Source organism: Shinella yambaruensis (assembly GCF_050859155.1).
Lineage (GTDB): Bacteria > Pseudomonadota > Alphaproteobacteria > Rhizobiales > Rhizobiaceae > Shinella > Shinella yambaruensis.
Genome location: NZ_CP150638.1, coordinates 3,091,442 through 3,117,391 on the forward strand (window position 1 = coordinate 3,091,442; position 25,950 = coordinate 3,117,391).

The 25,950-nt window shown below is 65.6% G+C and carries 27 protein-coding genes; 8 read left to right on the plus strand and 19 right to left on the minus strand.

Features of this window, described 5'->3' with window-relative positions; translation table 11 throughout:
• Positions 1–224 precede the first annotated feature (224 nt).
• The 4 genes from WMC41_RS15080 to WMC41_RS15095 all read left to right on the plus strand — a co-directional run bounded on the left by WMC41_RS15080 (position 225) and on the right by WMC41_RS15095 (position 4,589).
• On the plus strand, positions 225–1,529 hold the full coding sequence (locus WMC41_RS15080) for an ABC transporter substrate-binding protein (RefSeq protein ID WP_432348351.1): 1,305 nt from the start codon (positions 225–227) through the stop codon (positions 1,527–1,529).
• Positions 1,530–1,667: 138 nt separating this feature from the next.
• Entirely contained in the window at positions 1,668–2,438 is a 771-nt protein-coding gene (locus WMC41_RS15085; protein ID WP_432344405.1) for an L-iditol 2-dehydrogenase, read from the plus strand.
• A 15-nt stretch (positions 2,439–2,453) separates the two neighbouring features.
• Complete coding sequence (locus tag WMC41_RS15090; protein WP_432344407.1) at positions 2,454–3,464, plus strand: zinc-dependent alcohol dehydrogenase family protein; 1,011 nt, start codon at positions 2,454–2,456, stop codon at positions 3,462–3,464.
• A 114-nt stretch (positions 3,465–3,578) separates the two neighbouring features.
• The gene (locus WMC41_RS15095; RefSeq protein ID WP_432348353.1) at positions 3,579–4,589 is read left to right on the plus strand and encodes a LacI family DNA-binding transcriptional regulator; all 1,011 of its coding nucleotides are present in this window, start codon (positions 3,579–3,581) and stop codon (positions 4,587–4,589) included.
• A gap of 48 nt (positions 4,590–4,637) precedes the next feature.
• Here the strand turns inward: WMC41_RS15095 and WMC41_RS15100 are convergent, their stop codons facing one another.
• The 9 genes from WMC41_RS15100 to WMC41_RS15140 all read right to left on the minus strand — a co-directional run bounded on the left by WMC41_RS15100 (position 4,638) and on the right by WMC41_RS15140 (position 15,306).
• Positions 4,638–5,576 carry a phosphotransferase gene (locus tag WMC41_RS15100; protein WP_432344410.1) on the minus strand — a complete coding sequence of 313 codons (939 nt, stop codon included), beginning with the start codon at positions 5,574–5,576 and terminating at the stop codon, positions 4,638–4,640.
• Positions 5,577–5,587: 11 nt separating this feature from the next.
• On the minus strand, positions 5,588–6,517 hold the full coding sequence (locus WMC41_RS15105) for a phosphotransferase (protein WP_245082036.1): 930 nt from the start codon (positions 6,515–6,517) through the stop codon (positions 5,588–5,590).
• Positions 6,504–7,772: a Zn-dependent hydrolase gene (locus WMC41_RS15110; RefSeq protein WP_245082038.1), complete on the minus strand. Its 1,269-nt coding sequence runs from the start codon at positions 7,770–7,772 to the stop codon at positions 6,504–6,506. The genes WMC41_RS15105 and WMC41_RS15110 overlap by 14 nt, the downstream gene beginning before the upstream one ends.
• Positions 7,765–8,523: a DeoR/GlpR family DNA-binding transcription regulator gene (locus WMC41_RS15115; protein ID WP_245082040.1), complete on the minus strand. Its 759-nt coding sequence runs from the start codon at positions 8,521–8,523 to the stop codon at positions 7,765–7,767. Before WMC41_RS15115 ends, WMC41_RS15110 begins: the two co-directional genes overlap by 8 nt.
• Entirely contained in the window at positions 8,513–10,336 is a 1,824-nt protein-coding gene (locus WMC41_RS15120) for a dipeptide ABC transporter ATP-binding protein (protein WP_432344414.1), read from the minus strand. Before WMC41_RS15120 ends, WMC41_RS15115 begins: the two co-directional genes overlap by 11 nt.
• Positions 10,336–11,244: an ABC transporter permease gene (locus WMC41_RS15125; protein ID WP_245082240.1), complete on the minus strand. Its 909-nt coding sequence runs from the start codon at positions 11,242–11,244 to the stop codon at positions 10,336–10,338. Before WMC41_RS15125 ends, WMC41_RS15120 begins: the two co-directional genes overlap by 1 nt.
• 10 nt (positions 11,245–11,254) lie before the next feature.
• Entirely contained in the window at positions 11,255–12,235 is a 981-nt protein-coding gene (locus tag WMC41_RS15130) for an ABC transporter permease (protein ID WP_432344417.1), read from the minus strand.
• 63 nt (positions 12,236–12,298) lie between these two features.
• Positions 12,299–13,864, minus strand: a complete 1,566-nt coding sequence (locus tag WMC41_RS15135) for an ABC transporter substrate-binding protein (protein ID WP_432344420.1) — start codon at positions 13,862–13,864, stop codon at positions 12,299–12,301.
• Positions 13,837–15,306 carry an amidase gene (locus WMC41_RS15140; protein ID WP_288083716.1) on the minus strand — a complete coding sequence of 490 codons (1,470 nt, stop codon included), beginning with the start codon at positions 15,304–15,306 and terminating at the stop codon, positions 13,837–13,839. The genes WMC41_RS15135 and WMC41_RS15140 overlap by 28 nt, the downstream gene beginning before the upstream one ends.
• A 253-nt stretch (positions 15,307–15,559) precedes the next feature.
• Between WMC41_RS15140 and WMC41_RS15145 the strand changes: the two genes are divergently transcribed.
• From WMC41_RS15145 to bioB, 3 genes are all read left to right on the plus strand, one after another.
• Positions 15,560–16,225 carry a GntR family transcriptional regulator gene (locus WMC41_RS15145; RefSeq protein WP_272806211.1) on the plus strand — a complete coding sequence of 222 codons (666 nt, stop codon included), beginning with the start codon at positions 15,560–15,562 and terminating at the stop codon, positions 16,223–16,225.
• 75 nt (positions 16,226–16,300) lie between these two features.
• Positions 16,301–16,861, plus strand: coding sequence for a biotin transporter BioY (locus WMC41_RS15150; RefSeq protein WP_432344424.1), 561 nt, complete (start codon positions 16,301–16,303; stop codon positions 16,859–16,861).
• Positions 16,858–17,835, plus strand: coding sequence for a biotin synthase BioB (gene bioB / locus WMC41_RS15155; RefSeq protein WP_432344427.1), 978 nt, complete (start codon positions 16,858–16,860; stop codon positions 17,833–17,835). The genes WMC41_RS15150 and bioB overlap by 4 nt, the downstream gene beginning before the upstream one ends.
• A 68-nt stretch (positions 17,836–17,903) precedes the next feature.
• On the opposite strand, the gene WMC41_RS15160 is transcribed toward bioB, so the two are convergent.
• The 5 genes from WMC41_RS15160 to WMC41_RS15180 form a co-directional block, all read right to left on the minus strand.
• A complete protein-coding gene (locus tag WMC41_RS15160; RefSeq protein WP_432344430.1) occupies positions 17,904–19,346 on the minus strand; it encodes a TRAP transporter large permease in 1,443 nt (480 codons plus the stop codon).
• Positions 19,343–19,849, minus strand: coding sequence for a TRAP transporter small permease (locus WMC41_RS15165; RefSeq protein WP_432344432.1), 507 nt, complete (start codon positions 19,847–19,849; stop codon positions 19,343–19,345). Before WMC41_RS15165 ends, WMC41_RS15160 begins: the two co-directional genes overlap by 4 nt.
• A gap of 67 nt (positions 19,850–19,916) precedes the next feature.
• Positions 19,917–20,972, minus strand: a complete 1,056-nt coding sequence (locus WMC41_RS15170; protein ID WP_432344434.1) for a TRAP transporter substrate-binding protein — start codon at positions 20,970–20,972, stop codon at positions 19,917–19,919.
• A gap of 271 nt (positions 20,973–21,243) precedes the next feature.
• Positions 21,244–22,071 carry a phospholipase D-like domain-containing protein gene (locus WMC41_RS15175; protein ID WP_432344437.1) on the minus strand — a complete coding sequence of 276 codons (828 nt, stop codon included), beginning with the start codon at positions 22,069–22,071 and terminating at the stop codon, positions 21,244–21,246.
• Positions 21,962–22,663: a PLDc N-terminal domain-containing protein gene (locus tag WMC41_RS15180; RefSeq protein WP_432344439.1), complete on the minus strand. Its 702-nt coding sequence runs from the start codon at positions 22,661–22,663 to the stop codon at positions 21,962–21,964. Before WMC41_RS15180 ends, WMC41_RS15175 begins: the two co-directional genes overlap by 110 nt.
• Positions 22,664–22,740: 77 nt before the next feature.
• Between WMC41_RS15180 and WMC41_RS15185 the strand changes: the two genes are divergently transcribed.
• Positions 22,741–23,145 carry a hypothetical protein gene (locus tag WMC41_RS15185; protein ID WP_432344442.1) on the plus strand — a complete coding sequence of 135 codons (405 nt, stop codon included), beginning with the start codon at positions 22,741–22,743 and terminating at the stop codon, positions 23,143–23,145.
• 19 nt (positions 23,146–23,164) lie between these two features.
• On the opposite strand, the gene WMC41_RS15190 is transcribed toward WMC41_RS15185, so the two are convergent.
• The 5 genes from WMC41_RS15190 to WMC41_RS15210 are packed head-to-tail and all read right to left on the minus strand — an operon-like array spanning position 23,165 to position 25,896.
• Positions 23,165–23,557, minus strand: a complete 393-nt coding sequence (locus tag WMC41_RS15190) for a hypothetical protein (RefSeq protein ID WP_432344444.1) — start codon at positions 23,555–23,557, stop codon at positions 23,165–23,167.
• On the minus strand, positions 23,554–23,784 hold the full coding sequence (locus tag WMC41_RS15195; RefSeq protein ID WP_245082093.1) for a DUF2945 domain-containing protein: 231 nt from the start codon (positions 23,782–23,784) through the stop codon (positions 23,554–23,556). The genes WMC41_RS15190 and WMC41_RS15195 overlap by 4 nt, the downstream gene beginning before the upstream one ends.
• A gap of 27 nt (positions 23,785–23,811) precedes the next feature.
• Entirely contained in the window at positions 23,812–24,612 is an 801-nt protein-coding gene (locus tag WMC41_RS15200; RefSeq protein ID WP_432344446.1) for a family 1 encapsulin nanocompartment shell protein, read from the minus strand.
• A complete protein-coding gene (locus WMC41_RS15205) occupies positions 24,605–25,648 on the minus strand; it encodes a Dyp-type peroxidase (RefSeq protein ID WP_432344448.1) in 1,044 nt (347 codons plus the stop codon). Before WMC41_RS15205 ends, WMC41_RS15200 begins: the two co-directional genes overlap by 8 nt.
• A 53-nt stretch (positions 25,649–25,701) precedes the next feature.
• Positions 25,702–25,896, minus strand: a complete 195-nt coding sequence (locus WMC41_RS15210) for a hypothetical protein (protein WP_272806222.1) — start codon at positions 25,894–25,896, stop codon at positions 25,702–25,704.
• Positions 25,897–25,950 lie beyond the last annotated feature (54 nt).

The window sequence follows — 25,950 nt, forward strand, 5'->3', positions numbered from 1 at the left end:
ATGTGAAATTCGATTGCAACCCCTCAAGAAGGCTGGAGAGAAAATCTACAGTTTCATATTAATTCCCCTTTTATTACAGCGCATTACCGGAAATCCTCGCCATTGCACCATCGCAATCGCAAAATTTGTCGCTTGACAACAATGGCTGCTTCACCACATAAAAACTTTACGCATGGAATTTTATGCGTAAACATCCGTAAAGGAGGAACGGACCCATGAGGAACATGACCCGCATTCTATCGTCGTCCGCCATCGGCCTTGGATTGCTGACCGGCCTCGCACAGGCCGAGGAAATCAGCATCGCCACCGTGAACAACGGCGACATGATCATCATGCAGAAGCTTTCCGGCGCCTGGGAAAAGGAAACCGGAAACAAGATCAACTGGATCGTGCTCGAGGAGAACGTGCTGCGCGAGCGCGTGACCACCGACATCGCCACCAGGGGCGGCCAGTTCGACATCATGACCATCGGCGGCTACGAGGCGCCGATCTGGGGCAGGCAGGGCTGGCTGGCGCCGGTCGACGACCTCGGCGATGACTACGACTACGCGGACCTGCTGGAGCCGATCAAGGCGGGCCTGACGGTCGACGGCAAGCTCTATGCCGTCCCCTTCTATACGGAAAGCTCGTTCACGCTTTACCGCAAGGACCTGTTCGATGCCGCCGGCCTTACCATGCCGGAACAGCCGACCTACGAACAGATCAAGGAATTCGCCGCCAAGCTGACCGACAAGTCCAAGCAGCAATATGGCATCTGCCTGCGCGGCAAGCCGGGCTGGGGCGAGAACATGGCGTTTGTCGGCACGATGGTGAACGCCTATGGCGGCCGCTGGTTCGACATGGATTGGAAGCCCCAGCTCAGTTCCGAGCCGTGGAAGAAGGCGATCACCGACTATGTCGCGCTGCTTTCGGACTACGGCCCGCAGGGGGCCACCGCCAACGGCTTCAACGAGAACCAGACGCTCTTTGCGACGGGCCACTGCGCCATGTGGATCGACGCGACGTCGGCCGCCGGCCGCGTCTACGACCCCAAGCAGAGCCAGGTCGCCGACAAGATCGCCTTCACGCGCGCGCCGATCGCCGAGACGGCGAACGGATCGAGCTGGTCCTGGTCGTGGAACCTCGCCATTCCGGCGACCACGCAGAAGGCCGAGGTCGCCAAGTCGTTCCTCAAATGGGCGACCTCCAAGGACTATGTGAAGCTGGTCGGCGAGAGCGAAGGCTGGGTCGCCGTGCCGCCCGGCACGCGCAAGTCAACCTACGCGCTGCCGGAGTACCAGAAGGCGGCCCCCTTCGCGGAAACCGTGCTTCAGGCCATCCTCTCGGCCGACCCGTCGAAGCCCACCAAGGATCCGGTGCCCTATACCGGCGTGCAGTTCGTCGCCATTCCCGAGTTCCAGGCGATCGGCACCTTCGTCGGCCAGCAGATCAGCGCGGCCCTTGCCGGCCAGCAGACGGTCGATGCGGCACTCGATGCCGCCCAGGTCCAGGTCGAGCGCGACATGACCCGCGCCGGCTACATCAAGTAAGGCTCCCGCCTGCGGGCCAAGCCCGCAGGCCTCCCAGGAGGGCCCGGCACTCCGGTGCCGGGTTTCCCGCACGACGAACATTTCCAACGAACGCATTTCGCGGCACCGGCTTTGCCCCGCAACGCATGGAGAAGAGACATGAAACTCAAGGACAAGGTCGCGCTCATCACCGGCGGCGCACGCGGCATCGGCCTCGGCTTTGCCGAAGCCTTCGTGGCCGAGGGCGCCAAGGTCGTCATCGCCGACATCAATCTCGCCCGCGCCGAGGAAGCGGCGGCGGCGATCGGCCCGGCCGCGGCAGCCATCAGGATCGACGTCACCAACCTTCAGGACATCGATGCGGTCGTCGGCAAGATCGACGCCGATTTCGGCGGCATCGACATCCTCGTCAACAATGCCGCGATCTTCGACATGGCGCCGATCCAGGCGATCACCGAGGAGAGCTACGACCGTGTCTTCGACGTCAACCTGAAAGGTCCGCTCTTCACCATGAAGGCCGTCGCCAACGTGATGATCGCCCGCGGGCGCGGCGGCAAGATCATCAACATGGCGAGCCAGGCCGGCCGGCGCGGCGAGGCGCTGGTAACGCTCTACTGCGCCTCCAAGGCCGCGATCATTTCGGCAACCCAGTCTGCAGCGCTCGCCCTCGTCAAATACGGCATCAACGTCAATGCGATCGCCCCCGGGGTGGTGGATGGCGAACACTGGGACATCGTCGACGCCAAATTCGCCGAATGGGAAGGCCTGAAGCCCGGCGAGAAGAAGGCTGCCGTGGCGAAATCCGTGCCGATCGGCCGCTTCGCCACGCCCGACGACATCAAGGGCCTCGCCGTCTTCCTCGCCTCCAGCGACAGCGACTACATTCTCGCCCAGACATACAATGTCGACGGCGGCAACTGGATGAGCTGAGCCATGGCGAACCGCATGAAAGCGATCCAGTTCACCGCCAAGGGCGAGGCAAGGCTCGCCGATCTCGGGGTCGGCGATGTTCCGGCCGGCCATGCCCTCGTCAAGGTCAAGGCGGCCGGCCTCTGCCACACGGATATCGACGTGCTGCATGCCCGCTACGGCGACGGCGCCTTTCCGCTCGTACCGGGCCATGAATATGCCGGCATCGTGGAGGCCGTCGCCGCTGACGTCACCGGCCTCCAGGTCGGCGCGCGCGTCGCCGTCGATCCGAACCTGCCCTGCGGCACCTGCCCCGCCTGCCGCAAGGGCCTGACGAACCTCTGCCGCGACCTGAAGGCCTATGGCGTTTCGCACAATGGCGGCTTTGCCGAATACAGCATCGTGCGCGCCGACCAATTGCACGGCATCGGCGACCTGCCTTTTCCCGTCGCGGCCCTTGCCGAGCCGCTCGCCTGCGTGGTGAACGGCCTCAACAGCGCGGGCATACGCGGCGGCGCACCGCTGCCGAACGACGCACTCGTCATCGGCGCCGGGCCGATCGGGCTGCTCCTTGCGCTGTCGCTGAAGGCGGAGGGCATCGAGACCGTGACGGTCGCCGATATCAACGAGAGCCGGCTCGCCTTCGCCGCCGGTCTCGGCCTCGGCGGCATCGTCTCCGGTTCCGATGAGCTTGCAGCCAAACGGCGAAGCTACGACTTCGTCGCCGACGCCACGGGCATTGCCAGCGTCGTCGAAGGCATGATCGATCTTCTCGCCGACGGCGGCACGGCGCTTGTCTTCGGCGTCTGCGCCCCGGATGCCCGCATCTCCGTGGCGCCCTTCGAGATCTTCCGCCGCCAGCTGAGGCTTGCCGGTTCCCATTCGCTGAACCGCAACATTCCCGATGCGCTCGATATCCTGAAGAAGGATGACGGCGGGATGGCGCGGCTCGTATCGCATCGGCTGGCGCTGGAAGAGGTTCTGCCCTTCTTCACGAGGAAGCCGACGGACCCCGCGACGATGAAGGTGCAGTTCGCCGCCGACTGATCACCGAACCGCCGATAGCCGGCCTCGATTTCGGCTTTTCCCGCGAAATGAGGCCGGCTAAGAAGGCGAACACCGGAACCGCAGGAGCACCGCTTGGCCAAGTCGATCAGAACAATGGAGGATTTTTCCGAGTTCGTCGGCCTGTCCCGGCCCACGGTGTCGAAATACTTCAACGACCCCTCCTCCGTTCGCAAGAAGACGCGGGACGCCATCGAGGAGGCGCTGAAAAAGTCCGGCTTCCGGCCGAACATCTTCGCCGTCAACCTCAACCGCCGTCGCAGCAACATCATCGGCATCGTCGTGCCGACCTCGATCGACCCCTTCTACATGGCGCTGACGCGGCGCATCGAGCTCATCGCCAACGAGGCCGGCTTCCACGCCTTCGTGCTTTCGGCGGATGGCCGCGCCGATATCGAGGACAACGCGATCAAGACGTTCAAGTCGATGAACGTCGCCGGCGCCATCATCGCTCCGCTCGGATCGGCCGCACGGCCGAAGACGCTGGAGCAGCTCGGCCAGTCCATCCCCCTTGTCTATGTCGACTCCCCGCTCAACGAGACCTCCGCCTTCGTCGGCACGGACAACCGCCAGAGCTTCGGCCTCATCGTCGATTACCTCTGCCGCTCCGGCGAGCCGCCCTGCTATCTGGGCATGCCGCATGTCAACACCAACGCGCTCACCCGCGAGACCGCCTATCTCGAAGCCATGGCGCGCCTCGGCATGGAGCCGCATGTCCTGCCGGTCTCGGAAGCCGCAAGCTGGGATTTCGAACGCTTCGCCTTCGAGGAAGCGAGCCGCCTGCTCGAAAAGCCGGCCGCACTCAAGAGCCGCACCATCCTGTGCGCCAACGACCGCCTCGCTTTCGGCGTCATCGCCGCCGCCTGGCAAAAGGGCCTGAAGGTCGGCCACGGCGCCGACTATGACCTGCGCATCGCCGGCCACGACGACCATCCCCTCTCCCAATACGCCTGCCCCCCGATCACCACCGTCGCCCAGAACTACGACGAGATCGGCCGGCTCGCGATCCAGCTCCTGCTGCACAAGCTTGACGAAGCGGACCACCCTGCATTGGGCAAGGAGCAGATCTTGCTGAAGTCGGAACTGATGCTGCGGCATTCGGCCTAAAGCCCTTGAACGGACCCGAAACGGCGGCAGCACATCGCTCCGCCTTCCTCAAACGGCCTTCAACCATTCCGCCCAGCGCGGATCGCTCATCACGAAGCGCGCCCGCATGTGCTTCCAGAAGCCGTATTTGAAGAAATCGAAATCGAGGCGGGAGATCCGGTTCTGCACCATCGCCCAGGTCGACCATTTGAGATCGACCAGCGCCTTGAACAAAGAGACCCGCGCCAGGAGAGCCGGATCGAGGCGGCCGTAATATTCCTCGATCATCTCCGCCTCCACCTCCGGCGAGAAGCACATTTCGCTGAACCACAGGGCAAGTTCGGCCGCCCGGTCGTTGGTCGAGGCATATTCGAAATCGACGAGCATGACCCGCTGGTCGGCATGAAGCAGGAAATTCCCGGCGAGCGTATCGTTCATGCAGGGGGCGAGATCGAGGCCGGACGCTTCCAGCGCCTGCCGCGCCTCACGGTAGCGCGCATTGAGCCAGCCGAAATCGCCGGGAAACTCGCCGCCCAGCACCAGGGCCTGCTCGAAATGCTCGTCGATCATGTCGAAGGTCGTCTTGCGCTGGGAGAGCGGCGTGCTGTCGTTGAAGGCCTTCAGGGCGCGCAGGCCGTTGAAGCGCACGACCGGATCGAGAAAGTCGGCATTGGTGGATGTGCGCAGCCCCTCGACGAACTCGCTGACCTCCACGCCGGTCTCGGGGAAGAAATCGATGATGCGCGCGCCGACGCCGGCGGCATGCGCCTTGCGGCCGGCCTCGTTCGCCGTCCGGCGGTCGATGAACATTTCCGTGCCTTCGCCCGGGATCTTGACGAAGAAGCTGTGCGGCGCGCCATCGACATGCACCCGCCAGTTCGGATTGCTGATGCCGCCGGGCACCGGCTCGTAGGAAACCGGCCGCTCCCGCCAATCCGCGACGGCGAGAATGGCGGCCTCGATCGCCCGCTCCGCCGGAGATACGCCTTCACCCAGGCTGCGTCGCATCCGCCCCTCCCTCAGACCTGTTTCAGCCACGTTTCGAAGCGCGGCCCCTCGATCACGGTCCGCGCCCTGAGCAGCCGCCATTCGGCATATTTGAAGAACTCGACGTGCTTTCGCGGCGAGCGCGCCGCACTGACGAAGCCCCACAGCGCCCACATCAGATCGTCCGCCGCGCCATAGAGGCGTGCGCGGGCAAGGATCTGCCCATCCGGTTTACCGGTCGCGATCTCGATCGCCAGCAGCGCCTCGCCATCGAAGGCAAGCAGTTCGGCAAGCACGGTTCCAAGATCATGGGCGGGATCCGCCTGTCGCGCCCATTCGAAATCGACCAGCCGGACGGCGTCTTGCGGCCCGACCATCACGTTCGACGACGCGCCATCGGCATGGCAGGCGACGCGATCGACGCCGGCCGCCGCGATCGCCGCGCCAATCCGCTCGACGGCCGCTGCAACGGTCCGCACCGGCGCGGGCAGGATCACGCCGGGCGCTTCGGCAAGCCTTCGATAGGCGGCGACGAGATCGAACACGCTGCGGTCTTCGGCGAGCGGTGCAGCCTCCTGGAAGCGGCGCTTGGCGGCAAGCAGGTTTTCGAGCACCGCGGGACGGCGAAGCACATCCGCACGGCCCCATGCCCATTCCTCGCCCAGCGCCTCGAACATGAGGACACCCCGCGCGGGATCGGCATGCAGCAGCCGGGGCGCGATACCGAGCTCTCCCGCCTTGCGGCTGGCCTCCGCAACGCGGTCCAGCGCGATGAAATCGGCCATGTCGTCGTGACGGTGCTTGAGGAAGACCGGCGGCCGGCCGGGCGCCGTGGCGAAAAGGCAGGTGTTCTCGACGGCCCGGTGAATGGGAGAAACAACGCCCCCGACCGGCGGAGAAAGCACCGCGCCAGACAGGCCGACGGCTGCGAGCGCGAGCAGGATCGCCTCATGGTTCTGCATGAAATCCTCCCTCGGCGAGCTGTCGCAACAGTGCTGTCAAAACCTTGAGACCCGCCTTCATATCCTCCGGATGGGTCAGTTCGTCGGGATGGTGCGCGATGCCGTCGACGCTCGGAATGAAGATCAGGGCCGAGGGAATGCCGGTATTTTGCAATGCGACGGCGTCGTGCCCGGCGACCGAGCGCATGACCAAGGGCTCGAAACCGCAGGCGCGCGCTATGTCGCCGGCAAGCGCCGCCAGACGGTCGTCCATGCTGGCGGGCGGGCGCAGCCCATCGGCGGCAATCTCCAACCGCGTGCCGGTTTCGAGCGCCGCCTTTTCGAAGGCCGCGATCACCGCCCGGCCAGCGATGTCGAGTTCGGCGACGTCGAGACCGCGCAGTTCGAACCAGACGGTCGCGCGCTCGGCCACGACGTTCGGCGAATTCGGCTCGATGACGAGGCGCGCAGCCGAGCGATGGAGGTGGGGATGATGCGCGGCGACAATGGCCTCGAAGGCCGTAATGCCCCGCGCGGCGGCGAGAAGCGCATCGCGCCGGTCCGCCATGGGTGTCGGTCCCGTATGGGCGGCGCGGCCGGTCCAGGCCGCGGTGATCTTGCGAGCCGCCCAGGTCCCCTCGACGACGCCGATCCGCCGCTCGGCCTCCGTCAGGACCCCGCCCTGCTCGACATGCAATTCGACATAGGCTTCGGGGCAAGGCGGAACGCTTTCGGTTTCGCCGGCCACACCGATCGTATCGAGGGCGTCGCGGAGCGCAATGCCGGCCCCGTCCTGGAGAGCAAGCGCATCGTCCAGCGGCAGGGCACCCGAAAAGACGCCGCTGCCGGTGAGGCTCGGCTGGTAGCGCGCACCCTCCTCGTTCGTCCAGTTGACGACGGCGAGATTGCGGCTTGGACGAAAGCCGCCGGCGCGGATTTCCGCATCGAGATCGAGCGCTGCGCAGCCCGCCGCGAGCACGCCGAGCGCGCCGTCGAAGCGGCCGCCGCGCGGCTGGGTGTCGAGATGCGACCCGGCAAAGACCCAGGAAGCCCCCTCACCCGCCCAGTCGAAACAGGCGAACTGGTTGCCGATCGCATCCTGCGCGATACGGGCGCCGCCCCTCGACATCCAGTCGGCAAAGAGGCGGCGCGCCGCGCCATCCTCGGCGCTCGCCGCCAGCCGCGTGATCCCAGCCCCGGGACGCGCGCCGATCGCGGACATCCGGTCGAAAACCGCCGCCAGATCGGAGCCGGCCATAGCCGCTGCGCTATCCATGGATGATCTCCAGTCCCTCGGCCTGGACGGCCGTGACGAGAGCGGGCGGAGGACGGCGGTCCGTCACCAGCGTATGAACCCGGCCGAAGGGCGCGGTGATGACGTTGCCGACCTTGCCGAACTTGGAGTGATCGGCAAGCATCACGCTTCGCGACGTCTGCTTCAGCAGCACCTGGCGGATGCGCGCCTCGTCCTCTTCGAAGTCCATGAAGCCGTAACCGGCATTCACGGCGGCCGCGCCCATGAACACCATGTCGAAATGGAACTGCTGGATATAGGCGATCGTGTCGTAGCCGACGAGATCCTGCTCCACCGGCCGCAGGTGCCCGGGCGTCATCAGCACCTGAACGCCGAAATGCTCGCAGGCCGCCTGCGCGATGCGCAGCGAGTTGGTGTAGAGCCTGAGTTTCTTGAAACCGACGAGCCGGCGGGCGAGCGCCAGCGTCGTCGTGCCGGTGTCGAGGAAGATGACGCAGTCGTCGACGATGAGATCGCGCGCAAGGCCTGCGACCTCGTCCTTCTCCAGCGCATTCAGCTTGATACGCTCGGTGATCGGCGTGTCGGCGGTGCGGCCCGCCGGAATGGCGCCGCCATGCACGCGCCGCACGGCGCCCTCGGCCTCCAGATCCTTGAGGTCGCGCCGGATCGTTTCACCGGAAACGCCGAATTCGGCCGAAAGCTCGAGCACGCTGACGCGCTGATCGCGGTCCAGGCGCTCCAGGATGACCTCCTTGCGGATCTCACTCGACATGAACGGCTTCCTCCTCATGCGGCGCCGCGTGCCGGTGCAGGCAGGCGGCGTAGTTGCCGCCGGCAAGGGCCAGCAGCGGCGGGTCGGTTTTCGCGCAGTCGCCCTGCGCGCGCGGGCAGCGCGAACGGAACGAACAGCCGAGCGGCAGATCGATCGGGCTTGGCGGCTCGCCGTCGAGCAGGTAGCGCGGGCGCGGAAAGCGGTTGTCCTCCAGCGTCGGCATGGCGCTCAGCAGCGCCCGGGTATAGGGGTGGTGTGGCTGTTCGAAAAGCGTGCTGTTGTCGGCCAGTTCCACGATGCGCCCGAGATACATGACGGCGATACGGTGGCACATCCGACGCACGAGCGCGAGGTCGTGCGAAATGAACACATAGGAAAATCCGTGTGTTGCCTGGAGCCGGTTGAAAAGGTCCAGAAGCTCGGCCTGCTCCACCTGGTCGAGCGCCGACAGCGTCTCGTCGAGGATGAGGAGGCGCGGCTTCAGCACCAGCGCGCGGGCGATGTTGATGCGCTGGCGCTGGCCGGCGCTCAGACCCACCGGCAGCCGGTCGGCAAGCTCCATGTCGAGCCCCACCTCGGCCATCGCCTCCTGTGCCCGTTTCCCCGCCTCCGCCCGGCCGATGCCGTGAATGAGCAAAGGCTCCTCGATCATGCGCTGGAGCGGCATGCCTGACGGCAGCGAACCGTAGGGGTCCTGCAGAAGCAGCTGGAAGGACCGGCGCATTTCCGTCAGCGAGCGGGCGGAAAGGTGCGAAAGGTCCTTGCCGAGGAAGGCGATGCGGCCGCCGTCCGGCTGCTCCAGCCAAGCGAGGAGGCGGGTCAAGGTGGATTTGCCGCAGCCGCTTTCGCCCACGATGCCGAAATTCTCGCCGGCCTTCACGGTGAAGGAGACGTCGCGCACCGCCTTCACCTCGTTATAAGCGTTGAAGGAGCCTCGCCGGCGCACGAGGTAGGAGCGCATGACGTTGTCGACGGTCAGCACCGCCTCGCCTTCCTGCGCCGCCGGGGCCGTCACATCCTTCCAGATCGAGGGGATGCGCGCGATGAGGGTGCGCGTATAGGACTGGCGGGGACGTGCGGCGAGCTCCGCCGTGCGCCCCTCCTCCACGATGCGGCCGCGCTGCATGACGAGCGTGCGCTCGGCGATCTGCGCCACCACCGGCAGCGACGACGAGATGAAGAGGAAAGCGGTATCGAGGCTCTGCCGCAGCCCGTCGATGAGACGGATGATCTGCGCGGCCACCGTCACGTCGAGCGGCTGGGTGATGTTGTCGGCGATGACCAGTGACGGATCGGAAACAAGCGCATCGACGATCATCACCCGCTGCATCATGCCGCCGGAGAACTGGAACGGCGCCTCGTGGAAACGGGCGCCCGGCGAAGGGATGCGCACGCGGGCGAGCAGGTCGAGCACCTTGTCGCGCGCCTCGGCCCGGCCGATCCCGGGCCGCACGCAGCGCAGCTTCTCGACGATCTGCTGGCCGATCGGCAGACGGGGATCGAGCGATCCCATGGGATTGGCGCCGATGAAACCGATGCGGTTGCCGCGGATGGCGGAGAGCGCGCGCGGCGGCAGCGACAGGATGTCCTTGCCCTCGAAGACGACCTTGCCGGCGGTTATTTCCAAGGGCGTGGAGACGGCGCACACCAGCGCACGGGCGAGCACCGACTTGCCGGAACCGGCCTCGCCGACGAGGCCGAGCACTTCGCCGGGCGCCAGGGCGAAGCTGACATCGTCGACGACGCGCCGGCTGCGCCCTTCACGCTCAAGATCGACGCTGAGATTGGAGACGGCGAGAATGGGACCGGCCATCACGCTTCTCCCCGCAGCACGGCATTGCGCGCGCGCTCCAGCGCCGATCCCATCAGGTTGAGGCAGGTGAGCGAAACCAGCATGAAGACGCCGGGCATGGTGGCGATCCACCAGGCGTTCAGAAGGTATTTTCGCGCATCGGCGATGACATTGCCGAAGGTTGGGGTCGGCGGCTGCACGCCGAGGCCGAGAAAGCCGAGAATGGATTCGAAGATCATCATGCGGGCGATGTCGAGCACCGCGACGAAGGCGATGGGCGGCAGAACGACCGGCGCGACGAAGAGCAGCATGATGCGCAAGTCCGAAGCCCCGAGCACCCGCTCGCCGAGCACATAGCCGCGGCTGCGCTCGCCGAGCGCCACGGAGCGGGCGACGCGGGCATAGAGCGGCCAGCCGGAAAGCCCCAGAACGAGGATGATCGCCGGCACCGTCGGGCGGGAAACGCCGAGAATGGTGATGGCGAGGATGATCATCGGGATCGAAAGCTGCGCATCGGTGAGCCGCATGATGACGGCATCGACCCAGCCGCCGCGGAACCCGGCATAGAGCCCGAGGCTGCAGCCGACGACGAACATCAGGACGACGGTGGTGATGCCGATCAGCAGCGAATAGCGCAAGCCCACCAGACAGCGCATCAGCACGTCGCGGCCGAGCTGGTCCGTGCCGAGCAGATAGGGCCACTTCCAGCCCTCGGCGGGGAACGGCGGCAGCAGCTTGGAACCGTAGGCGATCTTGATCGGATCGACCGGGCTCACCAGCGGCAGCAGGATCGCAAGGCCGACGAGCAAGGCAAAGCCGACGAGGCCGATGCGGAAATCCGTGCGCGCCGCGGCGATCTGGAGCATGCGCCGGGTGGGCGTGACGCCCCGTTTGGCCGCGGGGCGCGGGGCGACATTCTCATGTGCGATATCGGCCACGTCAGTACTCCAGTCTCGGATCGATGGTCATCGCGATGAGGTCGACGAGAACGTTGATCATCACGAACATCACGGAAATGAAGATCGCGATGCCCTGGATGAGCGGGAAATCGCGTTGCAGCACGGCATTGATCGTCAGGAGGCCAAGGCCGGGATAGTCGAAGATGAACTCGATGACGAGGACCCCGCCGAGCAGCATGCCAAGCTGCACGCCGAGCAGGTTGATGAGCGGGATCGCCGAATTGCCCAGCGCATGGGAGAAGATCGTGCGGCTGCGCGAAAGGCCGCGGATCGGCGCGAGCTGGATGAAATCCTCGCGCATCACCTGCGCCACCGAGACGGTGAGCGTGCGCAGGATGAACGGCACGATCTCCACCGCGAGCACGATCGCCGGCAGGATGGTGTAGCTGAAGCCGCGATAGCCGATGGCCGGAAGCAGTTTCAGCTTCACCGACAGGAACAGCGTCAGCACGATGCCGAGCCAGAAATTCGGCGTCGACACGCAGATGGAGCCGATCGCAAGCGCCAGCTTGTCCGGCCAGCGCCCCGGATAGAGCCCGCCGAGCGTGCCGAGCGGCGCGGCCACGAGCAAGGCGAGTGCCAGCGCCACCGCCGCAAGCTGGAGCGTCATCGGCAGGGTCGTGAGGATGAGATCCAGCACCTTGGCGCGCTCCTCGCGCGTCGCATCGTCGAAGGACGAGCCGCCGAGGCTTGCGCCGCTTTTCGGGCGCACGAAGGACGTGCCGAGATCGCCGGTCACGAGATCGCCGAGATAGGAGACGAACTGCACGGGAATGGGCCGGTCGAGGCCGAGTTCCTTCGCTTTCATCACCACCACCTCGTCGGGCGCCATGCCGCCGACAATGAGGCGTGCCGGATCGCCCGGCACCACACGCAGCAGCGTGAAGATGATGAAGGTCACGAGCAGGATGATGAGCGCCCCCTGCAGGAGCCGTCTCAACAGGAACGACAGGACGAACATGCGGTTTCCCTTGCGCTGATCGGTATGGAAGCGGCCGCCCTCGACGGCGGCCGCCGCTTGCCATCAGGCCAGGGTCGCCTTGTTCGCGTCCATCATGCCGTTCGGGTAGAAGTACATGCCGTCCAGCCCGTCGCGCATGGCGTGGATGAAGACCGAGGTGAACAGCGATAGCGCCGGCACCTTGTCCGCCAGCATCGGCATCACCTCGTTCTGGATCACCGCCTTGCGCTCCGCCGGATCGAGCGTGTTGCGCTCCTTGTCGAGAACCGCATCCAGATCCTTGTCCTCGATGCCGCAGATGCGCTTCGAGCTCGAATGGAAATGCGTGCGCAGCACGAGGTCCGGTTCCGGCGAGCCCGTCGACCAGCCGCAGTCGATCATGTGACCCGGCCCGCCGCCCGGCCGGTCATAGAGCCGCTCGTTCCAGGCGGCGACCTCCATGACATTGAGCTTCACGGGGAAACCCTGTTCCTGGAGCATCGCCGTGATGACCTCGCCATATTCCTTGGTCTTCGGATAGAAGCCGACCGAGGTGATGTATTCGAGTTCGGGCAGGCCCTCGCCCTTCGGGAAGCCGGCCTCGGCCAGAAGCCGCTGGCTTTCCTCCGGATCGTATTCCGGATAGTTCGGCGTATCGACATAGCCGAACTTCACCGGCGAGATCCACGCCTTGGATGCGTGGCCGGAGACGCCGAGAATGTCGAGCAGCACGGCACGGTCGATGGCATGGGCGGCCGCCTTGCGCACGCGCGGATCGTCGAAGGGCGGCTTGGAGCAGCGGAACCAGAGATATTTGTTCTCGACGGACACAGCCTTGCTCAGCGTGTAGCCGCCGGTCTCCTCGATGGTCTGGACCTGCTCGGCCTCAAGACGCTCGATGAGGTCCGCCTCCCCGTTGAGCAGCGCCAGCGTGCGGGTGGTCGCATCGCCGACGAAGCTGAAATTGATGCCGGGAATGGCCGGTTTGCCGAGATAGAAGCCGTCAAAGGCCTCCAGCACCGTCGTGTTGCCGTCCTGGCGGGCGAATTTGAAGGCGCCGGTGCCATTCGGGCGCGAGGACAGCGTCTTCGGATCGGCGACGTCCTTTGCGGACATGATCGGCAGGAAGGCCGACAGGAACCAGAAGAGGCTCGCCGGATAGCCGGCCTTGTCGGTCTTGATGCGGGCGACATGATCGCTCACCACCTCGACCTCGCAGGGGCCGGGATACCACGCCGCCGGCCGGTCGGGCTGGCTGGCATATTCGAAGGTCGCCTTCACGTCTTCGGCGGTGAAGGGCTTGCCGTCATGGAAGGTCACGCCCTCGCGCAGCGTGAACTCCAGCGTATGCTCGTCGACGAGCTTCATGTCGGTCGCCAGTTCCATCACCAGTTCGTCCGGATTGTCCGGCCGCATCGGCGCGCGGGTGAGATAACCGAAGACGAAGCTCTCCAGATTGATCTGGGCGAGCGTGGTGTGCGAGGACGGGTCCCAGTTGCCGGTCAGGTTCTCCGCCGACATGAAATTGAGGACCTTGCCCTCGGCGGCATGCGCCGGATCGACGAAAAAGGCGGTGTTGAGGACCGGAAGGCCGACGGCGACGCCAGCGAGCGCGGAACTCTTTAGGAATGCTCTCCTGTTGAATTGCATGACGATATCTCCGCAGTTGGATTGCTGGGTGTTCCCCACCCCGCTTTGCCGCCAGCAACGACAAGCGGAGGTATTTTATTGTGGAAAAGATGGTCTTCGGCCTGCTGGCAGAAGGCCATCACAAGCGCATCGGCATGCCGCCGGCCAACGACCTGAAGGCCGACCGGCAGGCCATTCGCCGTCAGCCCGCAGGGCAGCGAGGCCGCCGGGTTGCCCGACAGGTTGAAGGGATAGGTAAAGGGCGTCCAACTCGTCCAGGCCAGCACCTCGGACGGCGACGTGAACCCTTCCGGCGCCTCGCGGTCGGCGGCGAAGGGCTCGACCGGCACGGTTGGCATGAGCAGGAGGTCGATATCCTCAAAAAGCGCGTGGACGCTGCCGGCGAATTCGGCGCGCGCCTTTGCGGCCGCAAGATAGTCGGCGAGATCGTAGCGCGCCGAAGCCTCGACGAGACCGCGAAAACCGCTCCCAAAAGCCGAGAGGTCCGCCTGCGCGCCATAGGCGACGCCACGGCCGGCGACCCAAAGCGTTTCGAAAATCCCGATCGGGTCCTGCCAGTCGAGCACGACCGGGCGGATGTCGATGCCGAGCGCCGTGGAGAGGGTCGCAACGGCGTCCCGCACCACCCGCCCGATTTCGGGCGCGACGGAAAAGCCGAACAGGCTCGGGACGAAACCGATGCGCAACGACCCGAGGGATCGCGGCGCGGTGTAGTCGGCGCCGTCATCGGGCAGCGCCTGATGGTCGCGCGGATCCGGCCCCTTGAGGATGTTGAACAGGAGGGCGCTATCCTTCGCCGAAAGGCTCATCGGACCGGCATGGGAGAGCATTTCCGTTGCGCTCCACGGCCAGGCCGGTACGCGTCCCAGCGAACCCTTCATGGCGAAAATTCCACAAAAGGCTGCCGGGATGCGCACGGAACCGCCGCCGTCGGACCCCAGCGTGAAGGGAACCATCCGCGCGGCGAGCGCCGCACCGGAACCGGAACTCGAGCCGCCACTCGTCAATTCCAGATTCCAGGGATTGCGGGTCGGCCCGTAGAACTCCGAGCAGCCGGATCCGGACCAGCCCATCTCAGTCGTCGTCGTCTTGCCGATCATGATCGATCCGGCATCGATCATCCGCTGGACAATCGGTGCCGTCGCCTTGGGAGCGAAATTCCTGTAGGCGGCCGAGCCTCGCTGACAGAGCCGGTCCGCCACGAAGAAGAGGTCCTTCACCCCCATGGGGATGCCGTGCAGCGGGCCGCGCAGGCGCCCTTGCGCCCTCTCCCGGTCGCAGGCGCGCGCCTCCTCCAGGGCCTCCCTTTCGTAGACCTGGCTGAAGGCGTTGACGACCGGGTTCAATCGCCGGATGCGCTCCAGGCTTTCCTGCACGAGCGCCTCGGAGGTGAGGCTGCCGGAAGCAATTGCCGATCTGAGTGCAAGAACCGAAAAATCCACGACCTTCGTCTCCAGTTATGTGGATTTATGTTGATTTTGTGGAAATTGTCAATATGCAGAAAATCAACAAAACACAGCCAAACCGGCACGCCTTACGCACCGCACGGCAATCGCGTCGATTTGCAATGAGAACTCACCCGGCACTGCCCCGGTCAGCATGAAGTTGCGCGGCGAGGGCAAGGCAAGGCGGCACCCGCCGACCGCGACCGAAGCGTCCTTGCCGACCGATGGATTGTCAGATTATCTATAATCCATGAGCAAGACCGACAAGACACTCGCGATAACAATCGAGGCGACGCTTGCCGAGCGGATAATCTCGGGCCGGATACAACCCGGATCGCGCCTGCGCCAGGACCATGTTGCCGAGGAATTCGGGGCAAGCCATGTGCCGGTGCGTGAAGCCTTCCGGCGCCTTGAGGCCAGGGGGCTGGCTTCAAGCGAGCCCCACAAGGGCGTCCGCGTCACCTCCTTCGACGTGGCGGAGCTGCGCGAGGTCGCGCAGATGCGCGCGTCGCTGGAAGCGCTCGCCTTGAAGAATGCCGCCCCGAAACTGACCCGGGAACTGCTGCTGGAGGCGGAAAACGCAACCGTGAGGGCCGAAAATGCGCAGAATGTGCGGCAGTGGGAAGAGGCCAACCGCGCATTCCACCGCATGATCCTTGCTCCATGCGGCATGCCGCGACTGATGGCCGCGATCGACGATCTTCATCTCGCCAGCGCACGTTTCCTGTTTGCGGCCTGGCGCTCGGACTGGGAGGCCCGCACCGACTACGACCACCGCGCGATCCTCGCGGCCCTGCGCGGCGGGCAGGTGAACGCCGCCTGCGATGTGCTGGCGCGCCATGTGGGTTGGATGGGGCGTGGCGCCGGCGCGCGGCCGAGCGTGGAAACCCAGGTCGCTGAAAAGCTTCTTGGCTGATTATCTATAATCCGCATTGCGACCGGTGGAATTTTCTCGTTGTTATAGATTATCCGTAACAGCAGGAATGACATCATGCACCGATCCTCGCCGGCCAATATCGTCCCCATCGATCTTCTGCGCGCTTGCGGGCTTGTGATCGGGGCGGCAGTCCTGATTGCAGCCAGCGCCAAGGTGCAGATTCCGTTCTGGCCCGTTCCCATGACGCTGCACACGCTCGCGGTCCTGTCGTTGTCGGTCATCCTCGGGCCGCGCCTCGGCCTGGCGGCAATGGCGGCCTATCTCGGTGCGGGGCTCGCCGGCTTCCCCGTGTTCTCCGGGTCTCCCGCAAGGGGCATTGGAGCGGCCTATCTGCTGGGGCCGACCGGCGGCTACCTTCTCGGATACCTGGCGGCAAGCTGGCTCACCGGCCGGCTCGCCCGGGATGGCGGCGCTCTCCGCATCGCCCTGGCCATGCTTGCCGGCCTCTGCCTTGTCTACGCGGCCGGGCTTTCCTGGCTTGCCGGGTTCGTGCCCTCAAAATCCCTCGTCGCGACGGGCCTTGCCCCCTTCCTTCTGGCGGATCTGCTGAAGGTCGGGCTCGGCACAGCCATGATCTGCGGCTGGCGCAGCCTGCGCAGCGGGGCTGCGCGATGATCCGCACCGATTGGACCATTGAAGAGGCGCAGGCCATCCACGACCTGCCCTTCCCCGAGATCGTGTATCGTGCGCAGGACATGCACCGACGCAATTTCGATCCAACGGCCATCGAGACCGCAAGCCTGTTGTCGATCAAGACGGGAGGCTGCCCGGAAGATTGCGGATACTGTTCACAAAGCATCCACAACGATACGGGCGTCAAGGCGACCAAGCTGATGGAACTGGACGAGGTGCTGCGATCGGCCCGGCGGGCCAAGGCTTCCGGGGCACAGAGATTCTGCATGGGCGCGGCCTGGCGAAGCCCGAAGGACCGCGACATGGACAAGCTCTGCGCCATGATCAAGGGGGTCCGGGAGATGGGGCTGCAAACCTGCATGACCCTCGGAATGCTTTCGCCCGAACAGGTGGAGCGCCTCAGAGCAGCGGGGCTCGATTTCTACAACCACAATATCGATACCTCGCCCGAATATTACGGCGAGATCGCCACCACCCGGACGATGGAAGATCGCCTGGAAACCGTCGATCGCGTGCGCAAGGGCGGGATCAAGGTTTGTTGCGGCGGCATCCTCGGCATGGGGGAAGAGGCCGCCGACCGCATCTCCATGCTCGTGACGCTGGCGACCTTGCCCGTCCATCCCGACAGCGTCCCCATCAATCTCTGGAACGAGATCCGCAACACGCCGGTTGAGAAACGGGCAAAGCCCGTGGACCCGTTCGCCCTCGTCCGGGCGGTCGCCCTGGCACGGATCCTGATGCCGCGCAGCGTAGTTCGCCTGTCGGCCGGCCGGACAGGCATGAGCCAGGAACTCCAGGCGTTGTGTTTCGTCGCGGGCGCGAACTCCATTTTCGTCGGCGACGTGTTGCTGACAACGGAAAATCCGGCGGCCTGGCAGGATCGGGAGTTGATCGACAAGCTGGGGATGCGGTTTGCCCCGCTGCGGGCGGCAACCGTGCCAATCGCCGCCGAGTGAGGTCATGGCGCCGGCAGCGGCGCCACAATACACCGGCGCCGGCGGCAAGGCGGCGGGCCGCCCTCGCGTCAGTTCAGCAGATGCACCAGCCACAGTGAGATCGCCGGAAAGGCGAGGAGAACGACAAGACGGACGAAGTCCGCGATGACGAAGGGGAATACCCCGCGATAGGTGCTCACGATCGGAACGTCCCGGGCGATTTTGTTGATGATGAAGACGTTGAGGCCAATCGGCGGCGCGGTGAGGCCGATACCGACGACGACGAGCACCAGTATGCCGAACCAGATTGCGACATCCTCGGTCGGCATGCCGAAGTCGAGCGAGAGCACGACCGGCATGAAGACCGGCAAGGTCAGCAGGATCATGGCCAGTTCGTCCATCACCGCGCCGAGGACGATATAGGCCAGCATCATGCCGCAGATGGCGGCATAGGGCGGCAGGGACGATTCGCCGATCATCGAAGCGAGCGTCATCGGCATCTGGGTCAGCGCCAGGAATGCGCCGAAGACCTCCGCGCCCAGCAGGATGAGGAAGATCATGCCGGTCGTTTCCGCCGTCTGGAGGAAGCTGTGCCGGATATCCTCCAGGTCGAGGCGCCTCTGCGCAATGCCGACCGCCAGCATGATGGCGGCCCCGACGGCCGCTCCCTCGGTCGGCGTGAACACCTGACCGTAGATGCCGCCGACGACGACCACCGCGATGGCCGCCGCCGGAACAACGGCGAAATCGGCAAGGACCATGAGCAGGCCGAGGATCGCCAGCAGCACCCCGCCGACCGCGCCGAGATATCCCGCAAGCCAGGCGCCCGCGGCAAGGAGAACCAGCACGGCGCCCGCGGGGCGGGCCCATGCGGGGCGCGGGGTGGCTGCCGGCGGCGCGAATTCGATCGGCGGTGCCAGCTCGGGATTGCGCCGAACGGCAACGGCGATCGCGACGATGTAGAACGCCACCGCGATGAGCCCCGGGATCAGGGCCGCCTGGAAAAGCTTGGCGATGTTCTGCTCGGCGGTAATGGCATAGATGACGAGGATGACCGAGGGCGGAATGAGGATGCCCAGCGTGCCGCCGGCCGCGATGGTGCCCGTGCCGAAGCCCGGATTCACGTTCGCCCGGCGCAGTTCCGGCAATGCCGCCCTTCCGAACGTGGCGGTGGTGGCGACCGACGAGCCGCAGATGGCGCCGAAGCCGGCGCAGGCGGCAATCACAGCCATCGGCATGCCGCCCCTCAGGCGGCCAAGGCTGTGTTCCGCCGCGCGCAGGAGCGTTGCCGCGATGCCAGAGCGCTCCGCCAGCGCCCCCATCAGCACGAACAGCGGAATGACCGACAGCGTATAGCTGGCGAACTGGCTGTAGGCGTTGGTCTGCAGATAGTAGATCAGGGCGTGGGGGCTCGACAGCCATGCATAGCCGGCAGCGCCGACCACCAGCATGGCCAGGGCGATGGGCATGCGCGCCGCGATCAGCAGCAGCATGGCGCCGAACCCGAGCAGCGCGATGGAGAATCCGCTCATCTGCCGCCTCCAAGCTTGCGAAAGGCGACCGCGAGCGTGATCAGGCAGGCGAGCGCTGCGAGAAGGGCGCAGGTGACATAGACGGGCCAGATCGGCCAGGCGATCTGGATCAGCGTTTCGCCATAGGCGCGTGCGCTCAACCCTCCAGCCAGGAGCCCCCAGGAGAAGAAGCCGAGGAAACCCGCCAGCAGGAGGTTCCAGAGCCCGTCGACAACGGCATTCAAGCGCGATCGCAATTTGAGCGTGAAGGTATCGACGGCGATGTGGCCGCTCTTGGCAGCCGTATAGGCCAGAAAGGCGAACACCGCGGTTCCGACGCTGATCTCGACCAGCTCGTAGTCTCCCGGGATCGGTTTGTTGAACAGCCGGCGTCCGGCGACGCTGACCGTCACCAGCACGGCCGCAAAGCAGATGAGAATGCCGCCGGCCACGGCCAGCAGGCCGGCCAGGCGCTCGACCCAGCCCGCTCGATGATCCGGGCGCGGTTGTTCGACCTTTTCCATGAAAGGCTCCATAGCGATCGTGGAGGGATGCCCCGGAACGGCCAGGGCACCGTCCCGGCGGTCCTGGTCAGGCCTTGGCGTATTTCTGGATCGCGTCCTGCGCAGCCTTGAGAAGCGCCTCGCCGTCGAGCCCCTTCGCCTTCATGTCGGCGACCCACGTGTCGCGAACCGGCGCCGTGGCTTCGACCCAGCGCGCCCTTTCCTCCTCGCTGATCGTGGTGACCTTGTTCTTGCCGCCGGCCTCGACCTTGGCGCGAACCTCGGCGCCAACCCTGTCCCACATTTCACCGGCGGCGTTTGCGAAGGCAAGGCCGCTGTTGCGGTCCAGGATCTCGCGCAGTTCGGGGGCAAGGCCCTCATACCGCGCCTTGTTCATCGCCAGGAAGAAGGTCGCGGTATAGAGCGTCGGCGTGCCCGGTATTTCCAGATGATACGAGGTCAACTCGTCGATCTTGAGCGAGGGCACAACCTCCCACGGCACGACGCAGCCGTCGATGGCGCGCTGCGCCAGCGCTTCCGGAATCTGCGGGATCGGCATACCGACCGGTGTTGCGCCGAGCGCGCCAAGTGCTTCGCCGGCCAGGCGGGTCGGGTTGCGCAGCTTCAGTCCGGCAAGGTCTTCCTTCGTCCTGATTTCCGTGTTGCTGTGGATCAGGCCGTGGTCATGGGCCCAGAAGCAGAGGATCTTGGTATCCGTCACCCCCGGAACGACATGGGCCTGGGAATATTCCTCGCAGGCCGGCGCGTTGACCGACGCCTTCTGCGCGGCGACGAACGGCAGTTCGAAGACCTCCGTCGAGGGGAACCGGCCGGGCGTGTTGCCCGGCAGGGTCCAGACGATGTCGACGACGCCGTTGACCGCCTGGTCATAGAGCTGCGGCGGCTTTCCGCCGAGCTGCATGGCCGGGAAGATCTCGACCGTGAGCTTGCCGCCGCTCTCGTCGGCCAGCGTCTTGGCCCAGGGCATCAGCAGGTGCTGGTGGACATTGGCGGCCGGCGGCAGGAAGTGGTGCAGCCTGAGCGTGACGGCATCCTGAGCGCGTGCGATGGTGGACTTCAGGACAGCCGGGGCGGCAAGCGCAATCCCCGCGGTCGCCATGAACGTTCGCCTGGTGAATTCCATTCTCTCCTCCTTGGGTCCGGCCTCCCCGCCTGCTCCTCCTCGAGCAGACGAACGCCGGATGTCATGCTGGAAGCGGCCGCGCCACACCAGCATATTTAACATGCTAAGCAAATTATGCAGGTTTCACCCGATAATCAATAGGCGTGATCGCGGCCAGAACATTTACAGCCGAAGGCACATCGCTTCGACGCCATGCTCGCCCAGGATGGAGCCGCCCGCCCCAGCCGACGGCAGGGGGAGAAGGAACGTTATTCATGGCGGGGGATCACGGCTACAGTAGCGGCCCGACGATCGCGAGGGCATTGTTCCACAGGCGCCGCCCGACGCCCCAGGAGCCGACCTCCTCCGGCAGGATCCGCAGGCATTGCGTGAGATAGGTCTCCTGCCGGGCACGCAGGGTCGCCGTCAGGTCCGCGTCCTCGACGAGGATGTTGTTCTCGTAGTTGAGGTCGAAGCTGCGCCGGTCCATGTTGGCCGAACCGATCAGCGTGATTTCCCCGTCCATGGTCAGCGTCTTGGCGTGAAGCAGCCCGGCTTCGTATTCGAAGATCTTCACCCCCGCATGGAGAAGGTCGGAATAATAGCTGCGGCTTGCCGCCGCGACGGCGAAGTCGTCGTTGCGCGCGGGGAAAACGAGGGTGGTGTCGACACCCCGGTTGGCGCAGGCGCAGAGCGCCGCCTGCATCGCCGCGTCCGGCACATAGTAGGGCGTCGTGATAAACAGCGAGCGCTTCGCCGCATAGATGAGGCTCTCGAACATTTCCGGCATGGCCGAGTTGCGGAAGGTGGGACCGGTGGCGATCACCTGCGCGGTGAAACCGGGCTTCACCGCTTCCATCGGCCGGCGCAGGAGATCGCTGATATCGCCACCGCCGTTGCCCATCCAATCACTGGCGAAGAGATGCTGGTTCTGCCGCACCACCGGCCCCTCGAACCGCATCAGCACATCGACCCAGGGGGCGAATTTCCTCTTGGGCAGGAACTCGGGATCAGCGCAGTTCTGGCTCCCGCAATAGGTGATGCGGTTGTCGATGACCGCGATCTTGCGGTGGTTGCGCAGATCGATGCGGCCGGTAAGCGCGCAGGAGCGGGTTGCCAATCACCAGCGCCCGGCGGACCTCCGCCCCCGCCGCCGCCATGTCCCGCCAGAGCGGGCCACGCACGAGATCGCGCGAACCGAGATCGTCGACGAGGACCCGGCAGGCAACCCCGCGCCGCGCGGCACGCTGCACCGCCTCCGCCACCTTCGTGCCGTTGCGGTCGGCAAGCCAGATGTAGAACAGGAGATGGACATGGTCGCCCGCCGCGTCGATATCCTTGACCATCGCATCGATGGCGGCGTTCGAGTCCTCCATCAGGCGGGCACTGTTGCCGCCCACGGGCAGGTAGCCGCTGATCGACTGGCCGACGGCGAAGAGCGCCTCGTGCCTGTCCGGCGTCCGCGGCGCGGCATGCCAGCCCGGCGCATCCTGTGGCCGCGGCAGGCCAAGGAACGCCGCCTTCAGCCGTTCCACACGCTTGCGCCCGACATTCGTCCGCCCGACGAGAAGATAAGCCAGCGCGCCGAGATAGGGCAGCGTCAGGACGAGGACGAGCCAGGCGGCGCGCGATTCCGGCTGCCGGTGCGGACGCAGGAGGATATGCGCGGCAGCAACCGCGACAACGAGAATGTGCACGGCCATGAACACCATATTGCGCCTCCACCCGTCGCATTCCCTTCACCGATCCCGTACCATCCCGAAAACCCTTGGGAAAGGCGAGACCACCCATGCGCGCATTGCGTCGTATCGTTGACGATATCCGGGCGCTGGTCCGTGCCAGCAGCATCCCGCACTCCCACCTGCGCGACAGGCTGAGCGCCGCCCTCGCGCTGACCTTCCTCGTCGACATCGTCGCGAGCGGCCTTCTTTTCCTTCTGGAGAAAAACCATTCGCAAACGGACATCCATACCTTCTGGGATGCGCTGTTCTTCACCACCTCGCAGTTGACGACGCTCTCCTCCGCCATGGCAAACCCCGTCACCGTGCCCGGAAAGGTGCTGTGCCTGCTGATCGATATCTATGCGATCACCGTGGTCGCGACCGTGGCCGGCATGTTCGGCGCCTTTTTCTCCCACCGCAGCGCCGATATCGCACGAGACGGGCAGCGGGATGGCCCCGACAGGCCGGCGTGAGGGATGGCCGGCCCGCCCCTCAAGGGGCATGCCCGTAGAGAAGATCGAGCGCGGCGAGCACGATGAGAAGATAGGTGCCGTTGCCGGCGGCGTCCTCGTCTTCGGAAAGGTCGAAGCGTTTCCACGCGCCTTGCCGGTTGCCGGCCTCGTATTCGCGGATCACCGTCTCGGCGGTCTCACGGATCTCGGCGAACTGCGCGGGATCGAAATGCAGCCCCTCCCCGTCGGCGAAAAGACCGTGCGCCCTCAGAAAAGCCGCCATGGGCATGGACGTCCCGGAAAGATAGAACAGGAGGTCGCCGGCATCCATCGGCTGGTCCGCCGATTGGGGCACCAGGCCGGCACGGTCGGTCAGCAGACCGGCTTTCGCCTGGATGTCCTGCGTCAGTTGACGGGTCGTCACGAGGGTCATGACGTGCTCCCTTCGTCCTCGACGAGACTGAGAGCGCCGCCCTTGTGCGCGGCGATGTGGTCGGTCTTGTCGCTCTTGATCTCATATTGCGGATCATCGGGCGATGCCCGGTGGGTGTGGCCCTTGTAGTCGAAGTCTTCGGTATGGACGGCGATGATGGTGCCCGACACCCGGCCGGCCTCCGAATTCCAGGTGACATGGTCACCGACTGCAAATCGCCTGCTCACTCCGTCCTCCTTTCCTGCCGTTCCGCCTCACTCCGGCACCAGCGCCACTGCCGCTTCGGTCGTCAGCGTGCGGAAGGTCAGGCTTTCCTGCACATAGAGATCGACGGTCGTGGCCGAATGGCCGAGATAGCCGATGGAGAAATCCTGCCCGACGGTCAGCTCGAAATCGCCGCCGCGCAGCGACAGGACGAGGCCGCCTTCGATGGCCGGCGCCCAGACGATCCCGCCGTCGACGATCCGTTCGATATGGTGGAAGACCGGATAGCCATCGTCGCTGCCGCCGCTCGCAGCGATATAGGCGTCGCTGCCGAGCACCAGCGCATATGGCCCCTGCACGCCGGCAAGGCGAAGCTGGCCGACCGCCCGCGCCACCGCATCGGAATAACGCTTCACGCCGGCCGGCAGCGGCACGGCGGGATTGCTCGCGGCCGCGCGGATACCCTCGATGCCGGCGGCGGCATAGCCGTCGAACACGGCGCGGTCCTCGGCAAAGGCGATCGTACGCATCGCCTCCTTGACCGGCGACCAGTCGCTGTCGAGCGCGCCGCGCTCCACGTCGTCGATGGCGCTGCGCGAAAGCTGGAAGGGCACGCGAAGCTCGACCAGCGCCTTGACCTCGCGTTTCACCGACTGCACGCCTTCGGCAGGCGGCGCGATCGACATCACATGGCCCGTTCCGACCGCCGAAAGGCCGGAGCCGGAGGGGCCGACCATGTCGACCACCCGGCGGGCGGCAAGGTGACGCTTGAGCGTGCGCGACGCCTCATCCTCGATTTCCGCCCAGGCGGCCTCGGAGACGGGTGCAAGTGCGCGGTGCAGGTTATTCATGGGAAGCCCCTTTCCGGAGAGAGCCGATGCCGAGCGATCCGTCGCCGCGGCGCGAGGGTGGCGGGTCCGCCGCCGCCTCGGGCGCCGCAACGCCATCGGGCAGGACCGCGTCGAGGAAGGAGGCGGAGGGAATGAAGAACAGCGTGCCGGTGACCGCGCGGCTGAAATCGAGCAGCCGGTCGTAATTGCCCGGCGGACGGCCGATGAACATGTTCTCCAGCATCATCTCGATCCGCCGCGGCGAGCGCGCATAGCCGATGAAATAGGTGCCGAACTCGCCCTTGCCGACGCTGCCGAACGGCATGTTGTCGCGGAGGATCTCCAGCTGCTCGCCATCCTCCTCGATCGTGGTGAGCGCGTTGTGCGCGTAACTCGGCTTGGCGGCATCGGAGAGCTCGATGTCAGAAAGCTTTTCCCGGCCGATGATCCTCTCCTGTTCGCAAACCGGCACACAGTTCCAGGCGGCGAGGTCATGCAGGTATTTCTGCACGATCACATAGCTGCCGCCGGCAAAATCCGGGTCCTCGTCGCCGATGATCGTGGCCGCCACGGCAGCGCCGTCGACCGGGTTTTCCGTGCCGTCGACGAAGCCGATCAGGTCGCGGTCGTCAAAATAGTTGAAGCCGTGCACCTCGTCTTCCGTCGAAACGAAGCCGGTCAGCCGGCTCATGATCTGGCTCGCCAGCTCGAAACAGAGATCCATGCGCGCGGCGCGGATGTGGAACAGAAGATCGCCGGGCGTGGCGACCGCATGGTGCTGGCCGCGGATTTCTCGGAAGGGATGCAGCTCCTTCGGGCGCGGCGCGCCGAACAGCCGGTCCCAGGCATCCGAGCCGATGCCGAAGACGCAGGAGAGCCCGCCCTCCAGATCGCGGAAACCAACCGCCCGCAAAAGGCCGGACAGATCGGCGCAGAGCGCTCGAACCGCAGTCTCGGCCTCCCGGCCGGGCCCGAGCGTGACGACCAGAAAGATGGCTGCGCGCGTCAGCCGCGCCGCGACCGGCTGCGGGACGACGGAAGGGAGGACTGCATTCATGGGCGACCTGTTCGGCAATGGCGGGAAGAGACGAAGCCGGCTGGAAAGCCGGCTCAATCCATGTCGCGGAAGGCGTGTCCGTTTGCCTCGACCGCCTTCACCACATCGGAAGGTAGCGAGTCTTTTTCCACCGTGCCATCGAAAATCCAGTCCTTCGCATCGGCAATGTCGGGCAGGCCGGCGCCGGTGCGCACATAAAGGCCGATCGCCGGCTTTTGAGGGTTCAGGTAGAGATCGTAGTTTTCCATGAGGGCGCCCTGTGCTGGAGAAAACGGGGCGGCCGGAGGAAAGCCGCCCCGGAG